The 19,309-nt window shown below is 70.2% G+C and carries 15 protein-coding genes; 7 read left to right on the top strand and 8 right to left on the bottom strand.

The features are described from left to right. Positions 1–41: 41 nt before the first annotated feature. Positions 42–2,786 (top strand): FAD-binding and (Fe-S)-binding domain-containing protein, encoded by a 2,745-nt coding sequence (locus ACZK39_RS14390; protein WP_463613693.1) that lies wholly within the window; start codon positions 42–44, stop codon positions 2,784–2,786. Between the two features lie 107 nt (positions 2,787–2,893). Here the strand turns inward: ACZK39_RS14390 and ACZK39_RS14385 are convergent, their stop codons facing one another. Continuing rightward, complete coding sequence (locus ACZK39_RS14385; protein ID WP_463613692.1) at positions 2,894–4,021, bottom strand: 6-phosphofructokinase; 1,128 nt, start codon at positions 4,019–4,021, stop codon at positions 2,894–2,896. 427 nt (positions 4,022–4,448) lie between these two features. Here ACZK39_RS14385 and ACZK39_RS14380 point away from each other — a divergent pair, with 427 nt between their 5' ends. The 4 genes from ACZK39_RS14380 to ppgK are packed head-to-tail and all read left to right on the top strand — an operon-like array spanning position 4,449 to position 7,858. Then, entirely contained in the window at positions 4,449–5,111 is a 663-nt protein-coding gene (locus ACZK39_RS14380) for a DUF1707 SHOCT-like domain-containing protein (protein WP_182781948.1), read from the top strand. Further along, the gene (locus ACZK39_RS14375) at positions 5,108–5,599 is read left to right on the top strand and encodes a PH domain-containing protein (RefSeq protein ID WP_182781947.1); all 492 of its coding nucleotides are present in this window, start codon (positions 5,108–5,110) and stop codon (positions 5,597–5,599) included. The genes ACZK39_RS14380 and ACZK39_RS14375 overlap by 4 nt, the downstream gene beginning before the upstream one ends. Next, positions 5,599–6,984 (top strand): PH domain-containing protein, encoded by a 1,386-nt coding sequence (locus ACZK39_RS14370; RefSeq protein ID WP_463613691.1) that lies wholly within the window; start codon positions 5,599–5,601, stop codon positions 6,982–6,984. Before ACZK39_RS14375 ends, ACZK39_RS14370 begins: the two co-directional genes overlap by 1 nt. A gap of 49 nt (positions 6,985–7,033) precedes the next feature. Further along, positions 7,034–7,858, top strand: coding sequence for a polyphosphate--glucose phosphotransferase (gene ppgK, locus ACZK39_RS14365; RefSeq protein ID WP_463613690.1), 825 nt, complete (start codon positions 7,034–7,036; stop codon positions 7,856–7,858). A gap of 64 nt (positions 7,859–7,922) precedes the next feature. Here the strand turns inward: ppgK and argS are convergent, their stop codons facing one another. Together argS and ACZK39_RS14355 are read right to left on the bottom strand one after the other, a co-directional pair. Beyond that, a complete protein-coding gene (argS, locus tag ACZK39_RS14360) occupies positions 7,923–9,557 on the bottom strand; it encodes an arginine--tRNA ligase (RefSeq protein ID WP_182799222.1) in 1,635 nt (544 codons plus the stop codon). Between the two features lie 163 nt (positions 9,558–9,720). Further along, complete coding sequence (locus ACZK39_RS14355; RefSeq protein ID WP_463613689.1) at positions 9,721–11,316, bottom strand: xylulokinase; 1,596 nt, start codon at positions 11,314–11,316, stop codon at positions 9,721–9,723. Between the two features lie 157 nt (positions 11,317–11,473). On the opposite strand from ACZK39_RS14355, the gene ACZK39_RS14350 reads away from it, so the two are divergent. Continuing rightward, positions 11,474–12,817 carry a UDP-glucose dehydrogenase family protein gene (locus ACZK39_RS14350; protein WP_463613688.1) on the top strand — a complete coding sequence of 448 codons (1,344 nt, stop codon included), beginning with the start codon at positions 11,474–11,476 and terminating at the stop codon, positions 12,815–12,817. 55 nt (positions 12,818–12,872) lie between these two features. On the opposite strand, the gene ACZK39_RS14345 is transcribed toward ACZK39_RS14350, so the two are convergent. The 4 genes from ACZK39_RS14345 to ACZK39_RS14330 all read right to left on the bottom strand — a co-directional run bounded on the left by ACZK39_RS14345 (position 12,873) and on the right by ACZK39_RS14330 (position 17,264). Beyond that, complete coding sequence (locus ACZK39_RS14345; protein ID WP_463613718.1) at positions 12,873–13,616, bottom strand: L-ribulose-5-phosphate 4-epimerase; 744 nt, start codon at positions 13,614–13,616, stop codon at positions 12,873–12,875. Positions 13,617–13,683: 67 nt separating this feature from the next. Further along, positions 13,684–14,316 (bottom strand): SanA/YdcF family protein, encoded by a 633-nt coding sequence (locus ACZK39_RS14340; protein WP_182799225.1) that lies wholly within the window; start codon positions 14,314–14,316, stop codon positions 13,684–13,686. Between the two features lie 40 nt (positions 14,317–14,356). Further along, positions 14,357–16,030: a glucose-6-phosphate isomerase gene (gene pgi, locus ACZK39_RS14335; RefSeq protein ID WP_463613687.1), complete on the bottom strand. Its 1,674-nt coding sequence runs from the start codon at positions 16,028–16,030 to the stop codon at positions 14,357–14,359. Between the two features lie 151 nt (positions 16,031–16,181). Next, positions 16,182–17,264: a VldE C-terminal domain-containing protein gene (locus ACZK39_RS14330; RefSeq protein ID WP_182783353.1), complete on the bottom strand. Its 1,083-nt coding sequence runs from the start codon at positions 17,262–17,264 to the stop codon at positions 16,182–16,184. Positions 17,265–17,432: 168 nt separating this feature from the next. Between ACZK39_RS14330 and ACZK39_RS14325 the strand changes: the two genes are divergently transcribed. After that, positions 17,433–18,644 (top strand): hypothetical protein, encoded by a 1,212-nt coding sequence (locus ACZK39_RS14325; RefSeq protein WP_463613686.1) that lies wholly within the window; start codon positions 17,433–17,435, stop codon positions 18,642–18,644. Here the strand turns inward: ACZK39_RS14325 and ACZK39_RS14320 are convergent. Beyond that, positions 18,641–19,252, bottom strand: coding sequence for a hypothetical protein (locus ACZK39_RS14320; RefSeq protein WP_459056100.1), 612 nt, complete (start codon positions 19,250–19,252; stop codon positions 18,641–18,643). The two genes, ACZK39_RS14325 and ACZK39_RS14320, sit on opposite strands and share 4 nt — an antisense overlap. Positions 19,253–19,309: the final 57 nt, after the last annotated feature.

Raw genomic sequence — 19,309 nt, 5'->3', positions numbered from 1 at the left:
CCTCTCGGACTCGCCACCCCACCCTGGGTAGGCTGAACGACGTGGGTAGGGCACAGACCGGAATCGAGCCGGATCAGCGCGCCCTCACCCGCCTCGCCATGGCTCACGATGCCTCGCCCTTCCTCCTGATGCCCTCCGGGGTGGTCACCCCGGAGACGGTGGAGGACGTGGCGGCGCTGATGGTCCACGCCGTGGAAACCCGCCAGCCGATCACCTTCCGGGCCGGCGGCACCAGCCTCTGCGGGCAGGCCATCACGTCGGGGCTGCTCGTCGACGTGCGCCGCCACTTCCGCGACATCGAGGTCCTCGACGGCGGCGCCCGGGTCCGCGCGGGGGCCGGAGCGACACTGCGGGCGGTCAACGCCCGGCTCGCGCGCCACGGTCGTCGCCTCGGGCCGGACCCCACCAGCGACATCGCCTGCACCATCGGGGGCATGGTCGCCAACAACTCCAGCGGCATGCTCTCGGGCGTGGCGCAGAACAGCTACCACACGCTCGAATCCATGGTTTTCGTGCTGCCCAGCGGCCGGATCGTCGACACCGCGGACCCGACGGCGGACATCACGCTGCGCCTCGAGGAGACCCCACTGGTGGGCGGGCTGCACATGCTGCGCAAGCGGTTGCGGACCACACCGTCGTCCATCGCGGACATCAACCGGCTGTTCGCCATCAAGAACACCATGGGCTACGGCCTCAACGCGCTGCTCGAGTTCCACCGACCCGTCGACATCATCGCGCACCTCCTCATCGGCAACGAGGGCACCCTCGGCTTCGTGGCCGAGGCCACGTTCCGCACGGTCCCCCTGGCCCCGCACACGGCGGCCGCGCTGGCGCTGTTCCCCACCCTCGACGCCGCCACCGCCGCGGTGCAGGGGCTCGTCGAGCACGGATTCGAGGCCATCGAGCTGATGGACGCCGCCTCGCTCCGCGTGGCGCGCACGCAGCCCGGGGCACCGGCGCTGCTCCGCGAACGTGAGCTGACCACCGAGGCCGCGCTGCTCGTCGAGCTGCACGAGGTGGACGAGCAGGTCCTGGCCGCGCGCCTCGACGCGGCAGCAGCCGAGCTCACCGGGCTCGACGTGGTGGGCAGCGTGGAGCTGACCACGGAGGTCCGCCACCGCAACGCACTCGTCGAGCTGCGCCGCGGGCTGTACGCGCTGGTCGCCGGAGCCCGCCCCTCAGGCTCCACCACCCTGCTCGAGGACATCTGCGTGCCCCCGAAGGAGTTCGCCGCCACCTGCCGCGACCTCGCGGACCTCCTTCAGCGCCACGGGTACGACGACGCGCCGCTGTTCGCGCACGGCCGCGACGGCAATATCCACTTCCTGCTCAGCGAGCGCTTCGACGACCCCGCCGGCCTTCTGCGCTACCGCAAGTTCACCCGCCAGTTGGTGCGCCTCACCCTCCGCCACCACGGGGTCCTCAAGGCGGAGCACGGCACCGGGCGCGCCATGGCGCCCTTCCTGCGCGACCAATACGGCGACGAGCTGTATGAGGTGATGCGCGAGATCAAGCACCTGTTCGACCGGGCCGGGGTGCTCAACCCGGGCGTCCTCATCTCCGATGACCCGGATGCGCACCTCAAGGACCTCAAGCTCATGCCCACCATCGAGCCCGAGGTCGATGCGTGCATCGAGTGCGGCTTCTGTGAGCCGGTGTGCCCGTCACGGGACCTCACCCTCACGCCCCGGCAGCGGATCGTGCTGCGCCGCGAGCTGACCGCCCGGAAGGACGACGTGGAGCTCCTGCGTCAGGTGGCCGAGGAGTACGACTATGCGGCCATCGACACGTGCGCCGTCGACGGCATGTGCGAGGTGGCGTGCCCATTAGGCATCAACACCGGAGACCTGGTCCGCCGCCAGCGCGAGGAGCGGGTGGGCGGCGTCGAGAAGCGCGCGTGGAATCAGGCAGCCCGCACGTGGGGCCTCGCCACGCGGATGGGCTCGGCCGCCCTCACCGTGGCGAAGTCGACGGGGCCCCTGGCCACCGCCGCCACCAGGCTCGGGCGCAGGGCGCTGGGCGAGGACGCCATCCCCGGGTACGACGAGGACCTCCCCCGGGGCTCCGGGCTGCGCAGGAGGCCCCGTCGCCGCGACCGTCCCCGCCCCGGCGTCGCGGCCGTGTACTTCCCGTCCTGCCTGCAGACGATGTTCGCCCCGACGGGGCAGGGCGTGTTCTCCGCCTTCAACGAGCTGTGCGTGCGGGCGGGCGTGCCGGTGTCGCTGCTCGACGCCGAGGGGCTGTGCTGCGGCTCGCCCTGGCGGGCCAAGGGCTACACCGACGGTTACGAGACGATGCAGCGCCGCGTCCGCTCGGCGCTGAAATGGGGCGGCAACGCCACCGTCGTGGTGGACGCCTCCAGCTGCACGGACGCGTTGACGCGGATGACGGAGGGCTGGACCCCCACCGTCGTGGACGTGGTGACGTTCGCCGCGCAGCAGCTGGTGCCGCGCCTGGAGGTGACCCGCTCCCTGCCGTCGCTGGTGCTGCACCCGACATGCTCGTCGACGCGGATGGACGTCAACGACGACCTGCGCCGGATCGCGGAGTTCATCAGCGACGAGGTGACGGTTCCGCCGTCGTGGGGATGCTGCGGGTTCGCCGGAGACCGGGGCCTGCTGCACCCCGAGCTGACCGAGAGCGCAACCCGGGACCAGGCTGCGGAGGTCAAGGACGGGTTCTTCGCCTACGCGTCGCTCAACCGGACGTGCGAGATCGCGATGTCGCGGGCGACGGGCCGCACCTACGTTCATATCCTTGAGCTGCTGGCCGAGGCCACCCGCTGACCACCCGCTTCACGGGTGGCGCTCCCGCCCGGCCCTGCAGGAATCTACCCAGAGCGCGGTATCTGTGTATATACACAGACGCCGCGCTCTGGATAGATTCCTGCAGGTCAGTCCCCGAGCCCGGTGCCCACTCCGCGGGCGGCTCTGATCCAGGCGTGATCCTTGGGCACGACCTTCAGGTTTCCAGCCACCTCACCCAAGGGCACGGGGACCGCCTCGCCTGCCTGCGACGCCACCGTCACGCCGTACTCCCCCGCAGCGACGAGGTCCGCGCCCGCTGAGCCGAGCAGGGTGCCCAGCAGCCTGTCGTTGGCGTCCGGGATGCCGCCGCGCTGGACGTAGCCGAGGATGGTGACGCGGGACTCGAGGCCCGTGGCCTGCTCAAGTGCGGTGGCCACCTTGAACGCGTTGTCGCGGTGGCTCGCCTCGATGGAGGCCTTGTGGGCCGCAGCGGCCGACTTGGCCTCCGGCGAGGACGCGGCCTTCTTCAGTGCCTCGGCCGCCTGCAGGTCCGCGGTGTCCTGAATGTCGCGGGCACCCTCGGCGATGGCGATCACGGAGAAGTTGCGGCCGGACTGGGCGCGCTTCTTGATGGAGGCGGCCATCGAGTCGATGTCGTAGGGGATCTCTGGGATGAGGATGATGTCCGCGCCGCCCGCGATCCCCGACCCGAGCGCCAGCCAGCCGGCCTTGTGGCCCATGATCTCGGCGATGATCACGCGGTGGTGGGAGTGGGCCGTCGAATGCAGCCGGTCGATGGCCTCCGTCGCGATGCCCAGCGCCGTGGAGAAGCCGAAGCTGGTGTCGGTGTGGGCGATGTCGTTGTCGATGGTCTTGGGCAGATGGATGACGTTGAGGCCAGCCTGCATGAGCCGGTTGGCGTTCTTGGCCGTGCCGCCGCCGCCGATGCACACCAGCGCGTCGAGCTTGTTCTTCTCGAAGTTCTCGATGATGGTGGGCACCATGTCGCGGACCTCGCCGTCGACCATCATCTTGTGTGGCTTGTCACGCGACGTGCCGAGCACGGTGCCCCCGATGGTGAGGATGCCGGACAGTGCGGAGGCGTCGAGAACCTGCCAGCGGTCCTCGGCGAGCCCGCGGATGCCGTCGCGGAAACCGATCAGCTCCATGCCGTGCTCGCCGATCGCGGACTTTCCGAAACCCCGGATGGCGGCGTTCAGGCCGGGCGAGTCTCCGCCCGCGGTCAGGATCCCCACTCGCTTCTTCGCACCCATCACAGGCCTCCTCGTGTCGTGGCCCAACCCTACCGAGCGGGCCTCGCACCCGCGGTGAATCCCAACCACCGGGGCCGAGCCCACATCACCACTTGAGACTGCGCCGCGACACCGCGACACCGCACCGTGCGCCAGAAGTTTCGACGCGGTCGGCGGCGCTCCGCGCCCGACCGGCTCAACCGGCGGTAGAGCGGCGCCGCCCGAGGCGACAGTGGACTCACCCAGCGGGCGCGGGAGACGATCGCAGGCGGTGGGTGGTGGGGGTCGGGGCAGGTTGGGTGGGCGTTGATGACGGCGTGGCTGCGCGAAGCGCCGCCGCCGGCATCATGGGCGGCCCGGCCCCCACCACCCACCGCCAGCTCGACCACAAGCCGCAGACGGGTCCACCAGGGATTTTGCCGAACGGAGACGGTCCTAGACTGGGGGTATGTCCGAACCGAACCGCCTCGACGTGCTGCGCTGCGCAGACCAGGACCGCGAGGTCGTCGCGACACTGCTCAACACCGCCTACGCAGACGGCCGCCTCACCTTCGACGAGCACGCCGAGCGGATCGCACGCGCCTACGACGCGAAGACCTTCGGCGACCTGAACGGCCTCACGACGGACCTCGTCGCGTTCGAACGACCCGCCCCGATGGCTCCTGCACCCCACTACTCCGCGCCGTCGCCCGTACCCCCGCACCTCCCCGCGACACCCCCGCCCGGCGTCCTCACCGCCGGCGCCTTCACCGGCGGCAACTCCTTCATGTCCACCTACAACCCGGGCCGCGTGGCCCTGGTGGGCTCCTCCGTCCAGCTCAACGCCTGGCTGGGCGAGATCCGCCTGGATCTGATCGGGGCGGCCTTCGAACAGCGCGAGGTCACCCTGCACGTCGGCGGCGGCCTGTGCGAGGTGAAGATCCGCGTGCCTGAGGGCGTGGACGTGAACCTGTCGGGGATGAGTCTGATCATGGCCGAATCGAAGGTTCAGGGGTTGATGCCCCGCCCGGACGGCATCCGGATCAATCTGATCGGCACGGTGTTCATGGGCGAGCTGAAGGTGTACGGGCCTGGTATGGACCGCCGTCGCTACGAGCGGTTCATCCGGTGAGCGAGACCCTCTTCGCCCCGCCGGACACGCACTGGCAGCGCCTCTCCCCCAACTATCTCCGGATGAAGCTGATCCTCATCCCCGTGGTGTGGACGCTGATGTTCGTGGCCCCGGCCGTCGTCGCCTTCCTGTTCGGCCCGTCGTGGCTGGGCTGGGCGGTGGTGGCCGTCTGGGCGGCGCTGCTCTCCTGGCGGCTCATCCGCGCTCCGCGGGCCTTCCGACGGTGGGGCTACGCCGAGCGTGACACGGACGTCTACCTCACCAGCGGCCTCTTCTACCGCCGCCTGGTCTGTGTGCCCTACGGCCGGATGCAGCTGGTCCAGCTCCACTCGGGCCCGATCGACCGCCTGTTCAAGCTGGCGACGGTGGAGATGATCACCTCCTCGACGCAGGGCAGCGTGTCCATTCCCGGCCTCGCCCCAGACGATGCGGCGGCGCTGCGCAACCGTCTCATCGAGCGCGGGGAGACCCAGCAGGCCGGGATCTGATGACCGATTTCACCCCAGTGCCCGTCGTCCCGGTCCCGGATGCGCCCCCCAAGGTGGTGGAGCATCCCAGCCCGCTGACCGGTCTGGCGCACAGCGGGATCGTGCTGGCTGCGTCGCTGGTGTTCCTGGTCCGGGAGCTGGACAACGGACTGGCGGACCTGTCGAGGCAGGCGCTTCTCTTCGGCCTCATGGCGCTGGGTGCGGCCCTGGTGGCCGGGGTGTACGGCATCTTCGCGTGGAAGACCACGGCGTTCATCGTCGACGATGAGGAGTTCCGCGTGGAGCGGGCGTTCATCTCGCGCTCGTCGTCGAGGCTGGACTACACGAAGGTGCAGTCGGTGGACATCGCCCAGCCCCTCGTCGCGCGGCTCCTCGGCCTCGCGAAGGTGCACATCGACGTGGGCGGTGCCGGAGGCCTGACGCTGGCTTTCCTCACGAAGTCGCGGGCCGAATCGCTGCGCGAGCATCTGCTGGCCCGGATGAGCCTGGCCAGGCGCGGACGCGTGCCCGTCTCGACACCCGACGGCATCGAGGCCCCAGAGGCCGTTGCGTCATCGACGGTCGACGACGAGCCGGAAGACCTGATCCACGCCGTCACCCCGGCCACGCTGATCCTGGGCACTGCGGTGTCCTCGCCCGCCGTGGCCGCCCTGCTGGTGGCCGGCCTCGTGGTGGGGATGTCGCTCTGGTCCGAGACGTCGATCACCGCCTTCGGCGCCCTGCTGGCCTTCGGCGGGTGGGCGTGGTCCAACGTGGGCCGCAACTGGGGTTTCCGGATGACGCGTCGGGGGGACACCCTGCGCATCTCCCGGGGGCTCGGGTCCACCACCGCCCAGGGGCTGCGCCCGGACCGCATCCAGGGGGTGGTCATCCACCAGGACCTGCTGCAGCGCCTCACCGGGCTGTACCGGGTGACGGTCACCGTGCTCGGCTACGGAGATCCGGGCGGCGAGGAGAGCGGCTCGTCGAACTCGATCGTGCTCCCGTTCGGGACGTGGCCCGACGTGATGACGGTGCTGCACGCCATCTGGCCGGAGATGGACCTGAACCTGATCCAGCCGACTCCGCAGCCGGACCGGGCGCGCTGGCTCACCCCGTTCTCCCACGCGCAGCACACGTGGGGCGTGGGCGAGGATGTGCTGGTGGCCCATCACGGGCTCATCGAGCACGCGATGTCGATCGTGCCCCACCGACGGATGCAGTCCCTGTCGCTGCACCAGGGCCCCGTCCAGCGGAAGCTGAGGCTCGCCACCATCGCGGTGCACACCACCGACGGGCCGGTGTCGCTGCGCCTGTACCACCTGGATGATTCGGTGGCACGGCGGCTGTTCGACGAGCAGCTGGCCCGTGGCCGGGCGGCCCGTGCCGCTGTCTCGGTAGCCTGATCCGGAAGCCGCTGCCTACACCGGTGGCGCTCACGCTACGATTTCGCGCATGAGCATCTTCCTGGGTATCGACGTTGGCGGTTCGGGCATCAAGGGCGCGCCCGTTGATCTGGAGCGGGGAGACTTCGCGGCTGACCGCCTGCGGATCCCCACTCCCGAGAAGTCCACCCCGAAGGCCGTCGCCGCCGTGGTCGGCGAGATCATCGAGCACTTCGCGGGAGTCATCGGCGACAACCCGGTGGGGCTGACCATCCCCGCGCCGGTGCTGCACGGGCGGGTGCCGTTCATGGCCAACCTGGACCAGAAGTGGAGCGGGTTCAAGGCCGACGAGTACTTCGAGGACAAGCTGGGCCGCAAGGTGGTCCTCGTCAACGACGCCGACGCCGCGGGTCTCGCCGAGGTGCACTTCGGCGCCGCGAAGGACCACCCGGGCCTGGTCATCCTCACCACGCTGGGCACCGGCATCGGCGCGGCGATCATCTACCGCGGGGTCCTCATCCCGAATGCGGAGCTCGGCCACATCGAGCTCGACGGCCACGACGCGGAGAAGCGGGCCGCGTCGTCGATCAAGGACAAGGAGGGGCTCAGCTACGAGGAGTGGGCCACCGAGCGTCTCCAGCCGTACTACAGCCACATCGAGATGCTGTTCTCCCCGGATCTGTTCGTCACGGGGGGCGGCGTCTCCAAGGACTGGGACAAGTGGGGCCCGCTCCTGAAGCTGAAGACCCCCATGGTTCCGGCGAAGCTGCGCAACCGGGCCGGCATCATCGGCGCGGCGCTGGCCGCGAAGGACGCCGTCGAGCACCCCGACGTGCTGTCGATGATCCCGGCGGTGGCAGACGCCAACCCGGCCGACGTGGCAGATACCGAGTAGCCCTCAGACCACACACCAACGCTTCGACGGCGGGCACCCATCAGGGTGGCCCGCCGTCGGGGCGTCACATGCGTTCTGGCGCGTCGATCCCCAGGAGGTGCAGGCCGCGGGCGAGGACCTGCTGCGTGGCCGCGCACAGCGCCAACCGCGAGGAGCGCACGTCGCCCTCGGACCGGAGCACGGGGCACGCCTCGTAGAAGGTGGCCAGCGCGCCGGCCAGGTCGTAGAGGTAGGCGCACAGCTTGTGGGGCTGCAGGGACTGGGCCACCTCGTCGACCACGTCACCGAAGCCGCTCAGCCTGAGGGCCAGCTGCTGCTCGGCCGGCTCGTCGAGGGTGGTCACCGAGCCCCAGCCGATGCCCTCGGCCTCCGCCTTGCGCAGGATCTGGCTGACGCGCGCATGCGCGTACTGCAGGTACGGGCCCGTGTCGCCGGTGGTCTGCACCATGCGCTCGGCGTCGAAGGTGTAGTCCTTCTGCAGGCCGTTGGAGAGGTCGGCGTACTTGATGGCCGCCAACGCGATGTTGGGGGCGGCCACCTCCTCGGCGGCGTCCAGCAGGGAGCCGAGGGTGGCGGCCGAGCCGTCGCGGGTCTTGAACGGCTTGCCGTCGCGCCCGAGCACCATGCCGTAGCCGACGTGCTGGGCCGTCACGTCGCCGGGGAGGAAGCCGGCCTTGCGGGCGGCGGCGAACATCTGGGCGAAGTGGCCGCCCTGGCGGGCGTCGGTGACGTAGATGATCCGGTCCGCCTTCAGCTCGCGGACCCGACGGCGGATGGCCGCGAGGTCCGTGGTGGCATAGCCGTAGCCGCCGTCGCTCTTCCGGACGATGAGCGGGGCCTCGAAGCCTTCGACGAACACGCACAGCGCGCCGTCGTCGACCACCGCGACCCCGGACTCTTCGAGTTCCTTCACCAGGACCGGGAGGTCGTCGTTGTAGGTGGATTCGCCGGCGAGGTCGTCGTCGGTGAGCAGGATGCCGAGGCGGCGGTAGGCCTCGTTGAAGGCGGGCTTGGAGATCTCGACGAGTTGGCGCCAGATGGCCAGCGACTCCTCGTCGCCGCCCTGGAACACCGACACGCGGGCGCGGGCCCTGGTGGCGAACTCCTCGTCCTCGCGGAAGCGGGCCGCGGCCCGCTTGTAGAGGGCGTCGGCCTCGTCGAGGGTGAGCGCACCGGCGTCGATGCCCTCGTCGAGGACCTGCTCGATCAGCATGCCGAACTGCGTGCCCCAGTCTCCGATGTGGTTCTGGGGGATGACGGTGTGGCCGAGGGCGCTGAGGACCCGGTTGAAGCAGTCCCCGATGATGGTGGTGCGCAGGTGACCGACGTGCATCTGCTTGGCCACGTTGGGGGCCGAGTAGTCGATGACCACGCGCTGCGGGTAGGCCACCGGGTTGAGGCCCCCGTGGGGATCCTCGAGGAGGGCGGTTGCCGCGGCGGCGAGAACGTCGGAGCGCATGCGGAAGTTGATGAAGCCGGGGCCGGCGATGTCCAGCGGCTCGCACAGGTCCTCGACGTCCAGCCGGGCGACGATGTCTGCGGCGACCTCGCGGGGCGGGCGCCCCTCCTTCTTGGCGAGGCGCAGCGCGACGTTGGACTGGAAGTGCCCGAACTGGGGCTTGGTGGCCGGACGCATCTCGGGGTCGACGCCGGTGAGGTCCCGGAGACGGGTGTCGAGGAGCGCGGGGAGGGATTGCATGGGCGACATTCTCGCATTGACGGCGCGACGGCCCCAAGCCGGCGCCGCCTCGCCGCCCACGACGTCACCCGACCCGCGTTCCGCGGGGTTGCGTGGTTGGGGGGGTGAGGTCCGGGGCTCCGCTCCTCACCCCTCGGCGGGCCGGAGCGGGAGCGCCCGCGCCTCAGTGCAGCGAGTCCACCGCAGCCCTCTCGATCGCGAGACCTGCGCGGTAGCGTTCCATGAAGACGTCGAAGCCCTCCACGTCGGCAGGGACAGGCTGCTCGGTCTCGATCTCGGCACCGCCGAACACCGACGACGCCAGCCAGTCCGCCAGCGGCCCCTCGCCGGAGCGCTGGAACGCGGCGAGTAGCGCCATGCCCCAGGCGCCGCCCTCCCCCGCGACCTCGCCGACCGAGACCGGCGTGTTCATGGCGGCGGCCAGGAACCGCTGCGCCACACCCTTGGTCTTGAACAGGCCACCATGGGCGAACATCGAGTCAAGCTCCACGCCCTCATCCTTGAGCAGGATGTCCATCCCCACCCGCAGCGCCCCGAGCGCCGCGAACAGGTGGGTGCGCATGAAGTTGGCCAGCGTGAACGAGCTGTGCGGGGTCCGCACGAACATCGGCCGACCCGCCTCCAGGCCGACGACGTGCTCGCCGGCCAGGTAGTTGTAGGCCAACATGCCGCCGCCGTCGGCGTCGCCGTCGAGGGCGGCCGTGTAGAGCGTCTGGAACAGCGCGTTGGTGTCCACCTGGGCGCCGAGCGCCGCGGCGGCCTCGCCGAACAGACCCACCCACGCCTGCAGGTCGACGGCGCCGTTGTTGCAGTGCGCCATGGCGACGAGGTCGCCGGCCGGGGTCGTGACCAGGTCGATCTCCTCGTGGAGGGCCTTCAACGGCCCCTCGAGCACCACCATGGCGAAGATGCTGGTGCCCGCGGACACGTTGGCGGTGCGACGGGCGACGGAGTTGGTGGCCACCATCCCGGTGCCCGCGTCGCCCTCTGCCGGGGCGAACGGGATCCCGGCCCGGAGCCGGCCCGACGGGTCAAGCAGGCGGGCGCCCTCGTCGGTGAGCGCTCCGGCGCTCTGCCCGGCAGGCAGCACGGCGGGGAGGATGTCGGCCAGCTTCCAGCCGTAGCCCCGATCCGCCACGAGGTCGTCGAACTGGGCGAGCATGTCTGTGTCGAACTGGCCGGTGGTGGTGTCGATGGGGAACATGCCGCTCGCATCGCCGACGCCCAGGGAGCGCTCGCCCGTGAGGCGCCAGTGGACGTAGCCGGCCAGTGTGGTCAGGTAATCGATCGAGCCGACATGCTCCTCCGCGCCGAGGAATGCCTGGTAGAGGTGCGCGATGCTCCACCGCTGCGGGATGTTGTGCTGGAACAGCCGCGTGAGGGCGTGGGCCGCCTGGCCCGTGGTGGTGTTCTGCCAGGTCCGGAAGGGCACCAGCAGCTCGCCGGCCGCGTCGAAGGCCATGTAGCCGTGCATCATGGCGGAGAAGCCCATAGAGCCCACCGTCTCCAGCGCGACGCCGTGGCTGGCCTGCACATTCGCCGCCAGGTCCGCATACGCGGCCTGCAGCCCCGCCCAGACCGCGTCGACGTCGTAGGTCCAGAATCCGCCCTCGAGCTTGGACTTCCACTCGTGGCCACCGGTGGCCAGCGGCTGGTGGTCCGGGCCGATGAGGACGGCCTTGATGCGGGTCGAGCCCAGCTCGATGCCGAGCGACGTGTTGCCACTTTCGATGGTGTCGCGCGCGGTCAAGTTTTCCACGATGTAAACCTCCGTTGTTGTACCCGTACCCCATCATTGCCTGCCCAGGCCGGTTCCGCCACGGGGGGCCCCAAAAGGGGCACCCGCCAGCCGGATGGGACCATTCTTCATGGTGTCCTCGGCTGTGGTGGGGGTCCGGTCTGGCACCCTTAGGGCCATGCGAATCTCTGTCATCGGATGCGGATATCTCGGCGCTGTGCACGCGGCCTGCATGGCCGAACTCGGCCACGACGTCGTCGGGCTGGACGTCGACGAGGCGAAGGTGGCACTGCTGGCCCAGGGGAAGCCCTCGTTCCACGAGCCCGACTTCCCCGAGCTGCTTGCCAGGCATGTGGCCTCAGGGCGGCTCCGGTTCACCACCGACCCGGCCCAGATCCGCGACGCTGAGATCCACTTCATCGGCGTCGGCACCCCGCAACTTCAGGGTCGGCTGGGCGCCGACATGACCTACGTCCGGCAGGCGGTGCAGACCATTGTCGAGCACGCGGAGGCGCCCGCCGGGGGCCGGCCGGTGCTGGTGGCCGGGAAGTCGACCGTGCCCGTGGGCACCGCGCAGGAGATCGAGGTGGCGCTGGCGGAGTCCGGCAAGGGCCTGCTGCTGGCGTGGAACCCGGAGTTCCTGCGCGAGGGCTACGCGGTGGCTGACACGCTCCACCCCGACCGCCTCGTCTACGGCCTGCCCGACGACCTGGCCCGGGGCGCCGTCGCCAAGGAGATCCTCGACGAGTGCTACGCCGGTCCGCTCGCGGAGGGCACCCCGCTGGTGGTGGCCAACTACCCGACCGCCGAGCTGGTCAAGGTGGCCGCGAACTCGTTCCTGGCCACGAAGATCTCCTTCATCAACGCGATGGCAGAGCTGTGCGACGCCACGGGCGGAGACGTCACCAGGCTCGCCGAGGCCATTGGCCACGACGACCGGATCGGGAAGAAGTTTCTCCAGGCCGGCATCGGCTTCGGCGGCGGCTGCCTACCCAAGGACATCCGGGCGTTCATGGCACGCGCCGGGGAGCTCGGCGTCGACGAGGCCCTCACCTTCCTGCGCGAGGTGGACGCCATCAACCGGCGCCGCCGCGACCATGCTGTCTCGCTCGCGGAGCAGGCCGTCGGCGGGCGTCTGGCCGGCAAGAAGGTGGCTGTCCTGGGCATCACGTTCAAGCCCGACACCGACGACCTGCGCGACTCGCCGGCTCTGGACATCGCGGGACGGTTGTGGTCGCGGGGTGCGGAGCTCGCCGTCGTCGACCCCGCCGCGGGAGATCTGCTCCGCGAACGGCAGCCGGAGCTCAACGTGAGCGACACCGTCGACGAGGCGGTGCGCGACGCCCACGTGGTGATGGTCCTCACCCAGTGGCGGGAGTTCGTGGAGCTTGACCCGGCGGCGCTGGTGTCACTGCCGGCCTCCCCCAATGTGATCGACGGCCGCAATGTGCTGAACCCGCGCCGATGGAGCGACGCGGGATGGCACTACTACGGGATGGGTCGCGGCGTCTCCATCTGGTGACGCCTCGTCGTCGTGCGAGCGACGAGGAGGTCTTCGAGGCCGCTGTGCGGGCATCTCAGCCGGCGGGGGTGGGCTGCCCGTAGACGTTCTGGTACCGGTCGAACAGCGAGTCGATCTTCTCCTGCGGAATCGGGATCAGCTCGCCCAGCTGGCGGGCGATGTGCACCGTGCGCGCAACCTCTTCGACCATCACCGCCGCCTTGACGGCGTCGCGGGCGTCCTTGCCGATGGTGAACGGGCCGTGGTTCTGCATGAGGACGGCGCGGCTGCGGGAGTCCTTCAACGTCTCGACGATGCCCTGGCCGATCGAGTCGTCCCCGATCAGCGCGAACGGGCCCACGGGGATGTCGCCGCCGAACTCGTCGGCCATCATGGTCAGCACGCACGGCACGGACTCCCCGCGCGCCGCCCACGCCGTCGCATAGGTGGAGTGCGTGTGCACCACGCCGCCGATGTGCTCCAGGTTGCGGTACACGTAGGCGTGGGCGGCGGTGTCACTCGAGGGCTGCAGCTTCTCGGGCGTGCCGTCGTTGATCTTCACGCCGTCGAGCGTGCAGACCACCATCGCATCGGCGGACAGGTCGTCGTAGGACACGCCCGACGGCTTGATCACGAACAGTTCCTGGCCGATCACGTCGGCGCAGCGGATGCGCTGGCTGACGTTGCCGGCGGTCCAGACCACGAGCTCCCAGCGGGGCAGCTCTGCGTGCAGCTTGGCGACGATCTCGCGGGTGCGCGCCACCTCCTCCTGGACGGCGGCGGGCAGGTCGGTGAGGGTGAGCGTCACGGTTTCCTCCATCGTTGTAAACAGCATGAATTCTAAGCCAGAACCACCTCGCGCGGATGGTTGGTCCAGGCTGAGCCCATCAGGCCTCGACGGCGCTCCCGAGCGACGGGTCCGGCGGGTCCTGTTGGGGCCGGCGCGCAGAGAACACGTCCCACTCCATCTTGAGGTTGGCCGCCCACTCGCGGCTCACGCCCTTGAACCAGTTGAGCGGGTAGCGGCGCAGCATCGACGTGTCCCCCACACCCACCGCGTCGACGCCCACCAGCGAGCAGATCGCGATGGCCCGGCCCAGGTGGTAGTCCTGCGTGATGACGGTGAGCTCCCGCACCCCGTACACGTCGCGGGCGCGCACGCAGGAGTCGTAGGTGTCGAACCCAGCGGGGTCCTGCACGATCTTCTCGGCCGGGACGCCCCGCTCAACAAGGTAGTCGCGCATGACGTCGGTCTCGTGATTGGATCGCGCCATGCCGTCACCGCTGACCAGGATGGCCTTGATCCTGCCCTGCTCGTAGAGCCGCTGCGCAAGGTCCAGGCGTGCGGCCAGGAAGGCCGAGGGCCTGTCCCTGTCTGCCTTGGCACCCAGAACGAGACCGACGTCGCGGGCGGGCACCGTCTGGACCGTGGCGGTGCGCCCGTGGGACAGCCAGGCCACCCGCACGCCGCTGACCACCACGGGGACCAGCCCGAGGGTCAGCAGGGCGCCGAGGATCAACGCGGCACGGCGCCGTCTGCCACGCCCCCCGGCCGGCGTCTCAGAGGCGATGATCGCGGTACCAGCGCACGAGCGACTGGGTGGACGGGTCCTGCTTGGCTAGAGCCGCGGCATTGCCCAGCACCGCCGGCGCGATCTCCATGGCCAGCTTCTTGCCCAGCTCGACACCCCACTGATCGAAGGAGTCGATGCCCCACACGATGCCCTGCACGAACGTGATGTGCTCGTACAGCGCGATGAGCTGGCCCACCACAGACGGGGTGAGGGCAGGCGCCATGATGGACGTGGTGGGTTTGTTGCCGGTGAACACCCTGGCCGGCACGATTGCCTCCGGGGTGCCCTCCGCGCGGACCTCGTCGGCCGTCTTACCGAAGGCCAGCGCGGCGGTCTGCGCGAAGAAGTTGGCGAGGAAGAGGCCGTGGACGTCGGTGTCACCGTCGAGGGTGGGGTGCGCCGGGTTGGCCACGGCGATGAAGTCTGCCGGGATGAGGCGGGTGCCCTGATGGATCAGCTGGTAGAAGGCATGCTGGCCGTTGGTGCCGGGCTCCCCCCAGAAGATCTCGCCGGTGTCGGTGGTGACGGGGGTACCGTCCCAGCGCACCGACTTGCCGTTGGACTCCATGGTGAGCTGCTGCAGGTACGCGGCGAAGCGGTGCAGGTACTGCGCGTACGGCAACACGGCGTGGCTGTGGGCGCCCCAGAAGTTGACGTACCAGACGTTCATGAGGCCCATGAGCAGCGGCACGTTGCGCTCGGGCACCTCGGTGCGGAAGTGGACGTCGACGGCATGGAAGCCCGCAAGGAAGTCGCGGAAGCCCTCCGGGCCGATGGCGATCGCAACCGGCAGGCCGACGGCGGAGTCCACCGAGTAGCGGCCGCCCACCCAGTCCCAGAACCCGAAGGCATTGGCGGGGTCGATACCGAAGGCGGCCACCTTGTCCAGCGCGGTGGAGACCGCCACGAAGTGCTTGGCGATGGCGCCGCGGCGGGCCTCGTCGGAGTCCTCGACGACGCCGGCCTCGGCGAGCCTGGACAGGAACCAGTCGCGAGCCATCCGGGCGTTGGTGAGGGTCTCGAGCGTGGTGAACGTCTTCGAGGCCACGATGAACAAGGTGGTGGTGGGGTCGAGGTCCGCGAGGGTCTCGGCGCAGTCGTTGGGGTCGATGTTGGAGACGAAGCGGCACTCGAGGCCGTCCTGCTTGTAGGGCAGGAGCGCCTCATAGACCATGACCGGCCCGAGGTCTGAGCCGCCGATGCCGATGTTGACCACCGTCTCGATCCGCTGGCCGGTGACGCCCGTCCACTCGCCGGAGCGGACCTTGTCCGCGAACGCGTACATCCGGTCCAGGACCTCGTGGACGTCGGCCACCACGTCCTGGTCGTCGACGACCAGGCTCGCCTCGCGCGGCAGCCGCAGAGCCGTGTGGAGGACCGAGCGGTTCTCGGTGACGTTGATGCGCTCGCCGTCGAACATGGCGTCGCGGCGGTCAGCCAGGTTGACCTGATCGGCGAGCCGCAGGAGGGCGGCGACGACGTCCTCGTTGATGAGGTTCTTGGAGAGGTCGATGTGGAGGTCCGCCATGTCGAAGGTGAGCTCGGCGGCCCTGTTGGGGTCCGCCTCGAACCAGCCGCGCAGGTCCGGGAGGAGCGCGTCGTGGAGGATGCGGAGGTCCGCCCAGGCTTCAGTGGTGGTGGCGTCAACCGGAGTGATCATGACCCCAGCCTAGGGGGCCTGCTCCGCCCGCGACCATGGGCCCGGGTGGGCATTGAGCAAATGGGAGGGTTCAACGCGGAAACAGGGGGTCTTGATCGTTCAAGGGATAGGCGAACCGTGCCATTTGCTCAACGCCCACCCTCCCCCGGGGTCAGCGGACGCTGATGTGGACGTGGTCGTAGTGGTTGGCGCTGACGCTCCCGCGGTCGGAAAAGCTGCGCCACCCGTCGCCGGAGCGCTGTGCCGTCCAGATCTTCTGGGCGTAGAGCACCTCGATGACACCCAGCGACGATGCGTTGGCACGCGCCCACCTGGCGATCTCCCAGCCGGCCTCACCTGAGACCATGACATCGATGGCCTGCCCGGAGCTGTGGTACGAGCCGCTGTCCGCGCGGTAGCCGCCGTAGCTGTCAACCGATGGGAACTCGGCGCACACCGCCCGCAGGACCGCGCGGGTGCGGGAGGTGAGCCCGGACTCGATGCCGGAGGCCGCTGCGCACGCCTCCGTCGAGAATCCGGACGAGCTGCCGCCGGATGCGGCCGCGGTCTTCGAGGGGGCCGCGGCAACCACCGGCTTGGTCTCGGTCAGGAAGCTCTCCTTGATCCAGCCGGACTTCTCCGACCACACCACCTGGCGCCAACCGTCGACGGCCCACTCGGTGATCTGCACGGACCTGCCCTCGCTCAGCGTGGTGCGGGCGTCGTAGCCCACGCCGGGACCGACGCGGAGGTTGACGCCGGCCGTGGTGTAGCGGGTCCCCGCGCCCTCCCGCATGGCGGTGTAGTCCACGGGCTCGGGGCTGGGCGTCTCGACAGCCGCGGGCACGCTCGCGGTCGCGGTCGTCGCCGCTACCTCCGCGGCCGTCGCGCTGGGGATTGTCGAGGCGGTCGGTGTCGCGGACGGGGTCTGCGACGCGGCGGCGCTCGTAGACGCGGAGGGCGTCGGGGAAACGGGGGCGGTGAGCGACGGGCGGGCATAGTTGCGCGACACACCGAACGGGCTGGACGCCGCCAGGCTCGGGTCCGTCAGCTCGAGGCCGGCTTCGGTGCCGGGGAGGGCCATGGCCGCAGCCGCCAGGCCCACCACACCGAGGAAGGTCACCGGCGCCAGCACGCGACGCACCAGGGCACCGCGCGGAGCCGATCCGGCGGCGCGACGGGCGGGCACAGAGCCCGCGACTTCCACCACGTCGCCGTCGTCGCCTGGCATCGTGGCACGTCGCGCTCCAGCCATGCCCACCTCATTCCCTGAGAACTTTAAGAAACCTTAAGATTCATCTCAGGATACGTGTTCACCGGCGAAACGCAAGCCCGCGTTCCGGCGTCGGCCCAGTGGTCGTCCTCAGCAAATCCTCAGCAGTCGGATACGATTCCCCCACCTGATGCAGGAATGGAACCATCGATGCTCCCCACCCCCGTGCGCGCAGCCCTGGCCGCGACCCTCGTGTCGGTCTTCGCGCTCCTGGCACTGCCTGCGCACGCTGCCCCCTCCACCCTGAAGGCGAGCTTTGCGGTCGCGGGTGATGAGGTCGAGATTGCCGGCACCCTCACGTCGGAGGGAGAACCGGTGAAGCGGGCAGACCTGGTGGCCACGCTGGACGGGCGTGAGATGGAGTCTGACCGCACCAACAACGACGGCGAGTTCGACATGAACTTCGACCTCCCCGACACGCTGGCCGCCGGTCAGCACGTGGTGGCCGTCGTGTTTGGCGGGTCGCGCGGCGTGGACCCAGCCCGGGCCGAGACCACCATCACAGTGGGCACGCCAGCCGACAACAACGACGATGACGGGAACAACGGCGGCGGAAACGACGGCGGCGGAAACGACGGCGGCGCCACGCCGAAGCCCACGCCCACCGCGACACAACCCGGCGCCACCCAGCAGCCGGGCACCGACGGCGGCGGCACGGCCACTCAGGAGCCCGCCAAGCCGGCCGCGCTGACCCTCACCGCCCAGGCCCCCGGCGGCGCCGTCAACGGCTCGGTGATCACCATCACGGGGCGCCTGACCGACGCCAACGGCAACGGCATCGGCTCCGCCGGCATCAGCGTCGCCGACGCCGGCGGCCAGGTCGACGAGTCCTTCACCGTCACCACCTCAACCGGCGCCTACGAGGCCCTCTATGCGATTCCCGAAGCGCAGCCCGCCGGCACACTCACCCTGACCCTGTCCTTCGCGGGCACGGCACAGCTGAGCGCGGCCAAGGCCCAAGCCGCCATCGCCATCGAGCACACCGTGGTGGCCACGGCGACCCCCACCCCCACGGGCTCACCCACCCCGTCGACCTCTGCCACGCCCACACCGTCGGCCTCGCCCTCACCCTCCGAGGATGACACCACCCCTGCCACGCCCCCGACCGATGCCATCGGCCCCGTCTCCTGGTTCCTCGTGGCCTCCGTCGTGGTGGGCGGGTCCGCCCTCATCGCCACGGCGGTCATGGTCTTCCGTGGCGCGAAGGCCTCTCGACTCGGGGACGACGAGGGCACCTCCATCGACTTCCTCGACGACACGCTGAGCCAGACCGAGACGCTGCACGGGATGCTCGGCCCAGATCCGGCCGGCGAGGCGCCCCCGGGCCAGCGCCCTGCGCGGGCCATGCCGGAGGATCTCTAGGCCCTACCGGCCATCGCATTCTCGACGGTGAGGAAGGAGCCGCACCGGTCACGCAGCATGGACAGCGAGCCGCCGCTCACGGCGTCGCCCAGCAGCGCGTTGTCCACGCACGCGGCTGCCGCCCCGGCCTTCCCCCACTCCCCCGCGGCGTAGGCGCCGAGCCCGCCGAGCGGAATCACGCGACCCGCCATCCCCAACTCGGCCAATCGCGGAGCCATGGCGTGCCCGATCACGTCAGCGGGATACAGGAGCACTCCGGTGGCCGAGGTGTCCAGCGCCGCCCGCACCTCCGTCGGCGTCATCGCGCTCAGATAGCAGGGCAGCTCCAGGGCCGACGCCGCGTCCGCGATCCGCCCGGAGGCCACGTCGCTGAGGACGAAGCGCGCCCCGGCGGCAGCGGCGGCCGTGACCTGGTCCACCGACGCCACCCTGAGCGCCCCCAGCGTGGCGCGCTCGCCGAAGATGGCCACCATGTCGTCGAAAGCGCCGGCCCCCACCGGGAGCGCGAAGAAGGAGAAGCCCTCCTCGATGAGGACCTCCACCACGCCGACGAGGTCGTCGGCGGGGGCATCGGGCAGGCAGACGATGAGGCCGCGGAGCGTGAGCATGGCCCAATTCTGCCCCACCGCCCGCCGCTCGGGATCGCGCCCGGCCGCGGCCGCACA

The organism is Tessaracoccus luoxuelianae (genome assembly GCF_055326245.1).
Note: the sequence above shows the minus strand (reverse complement) of the source record. Positions and strands in the feature narration are given on the sequence as shown.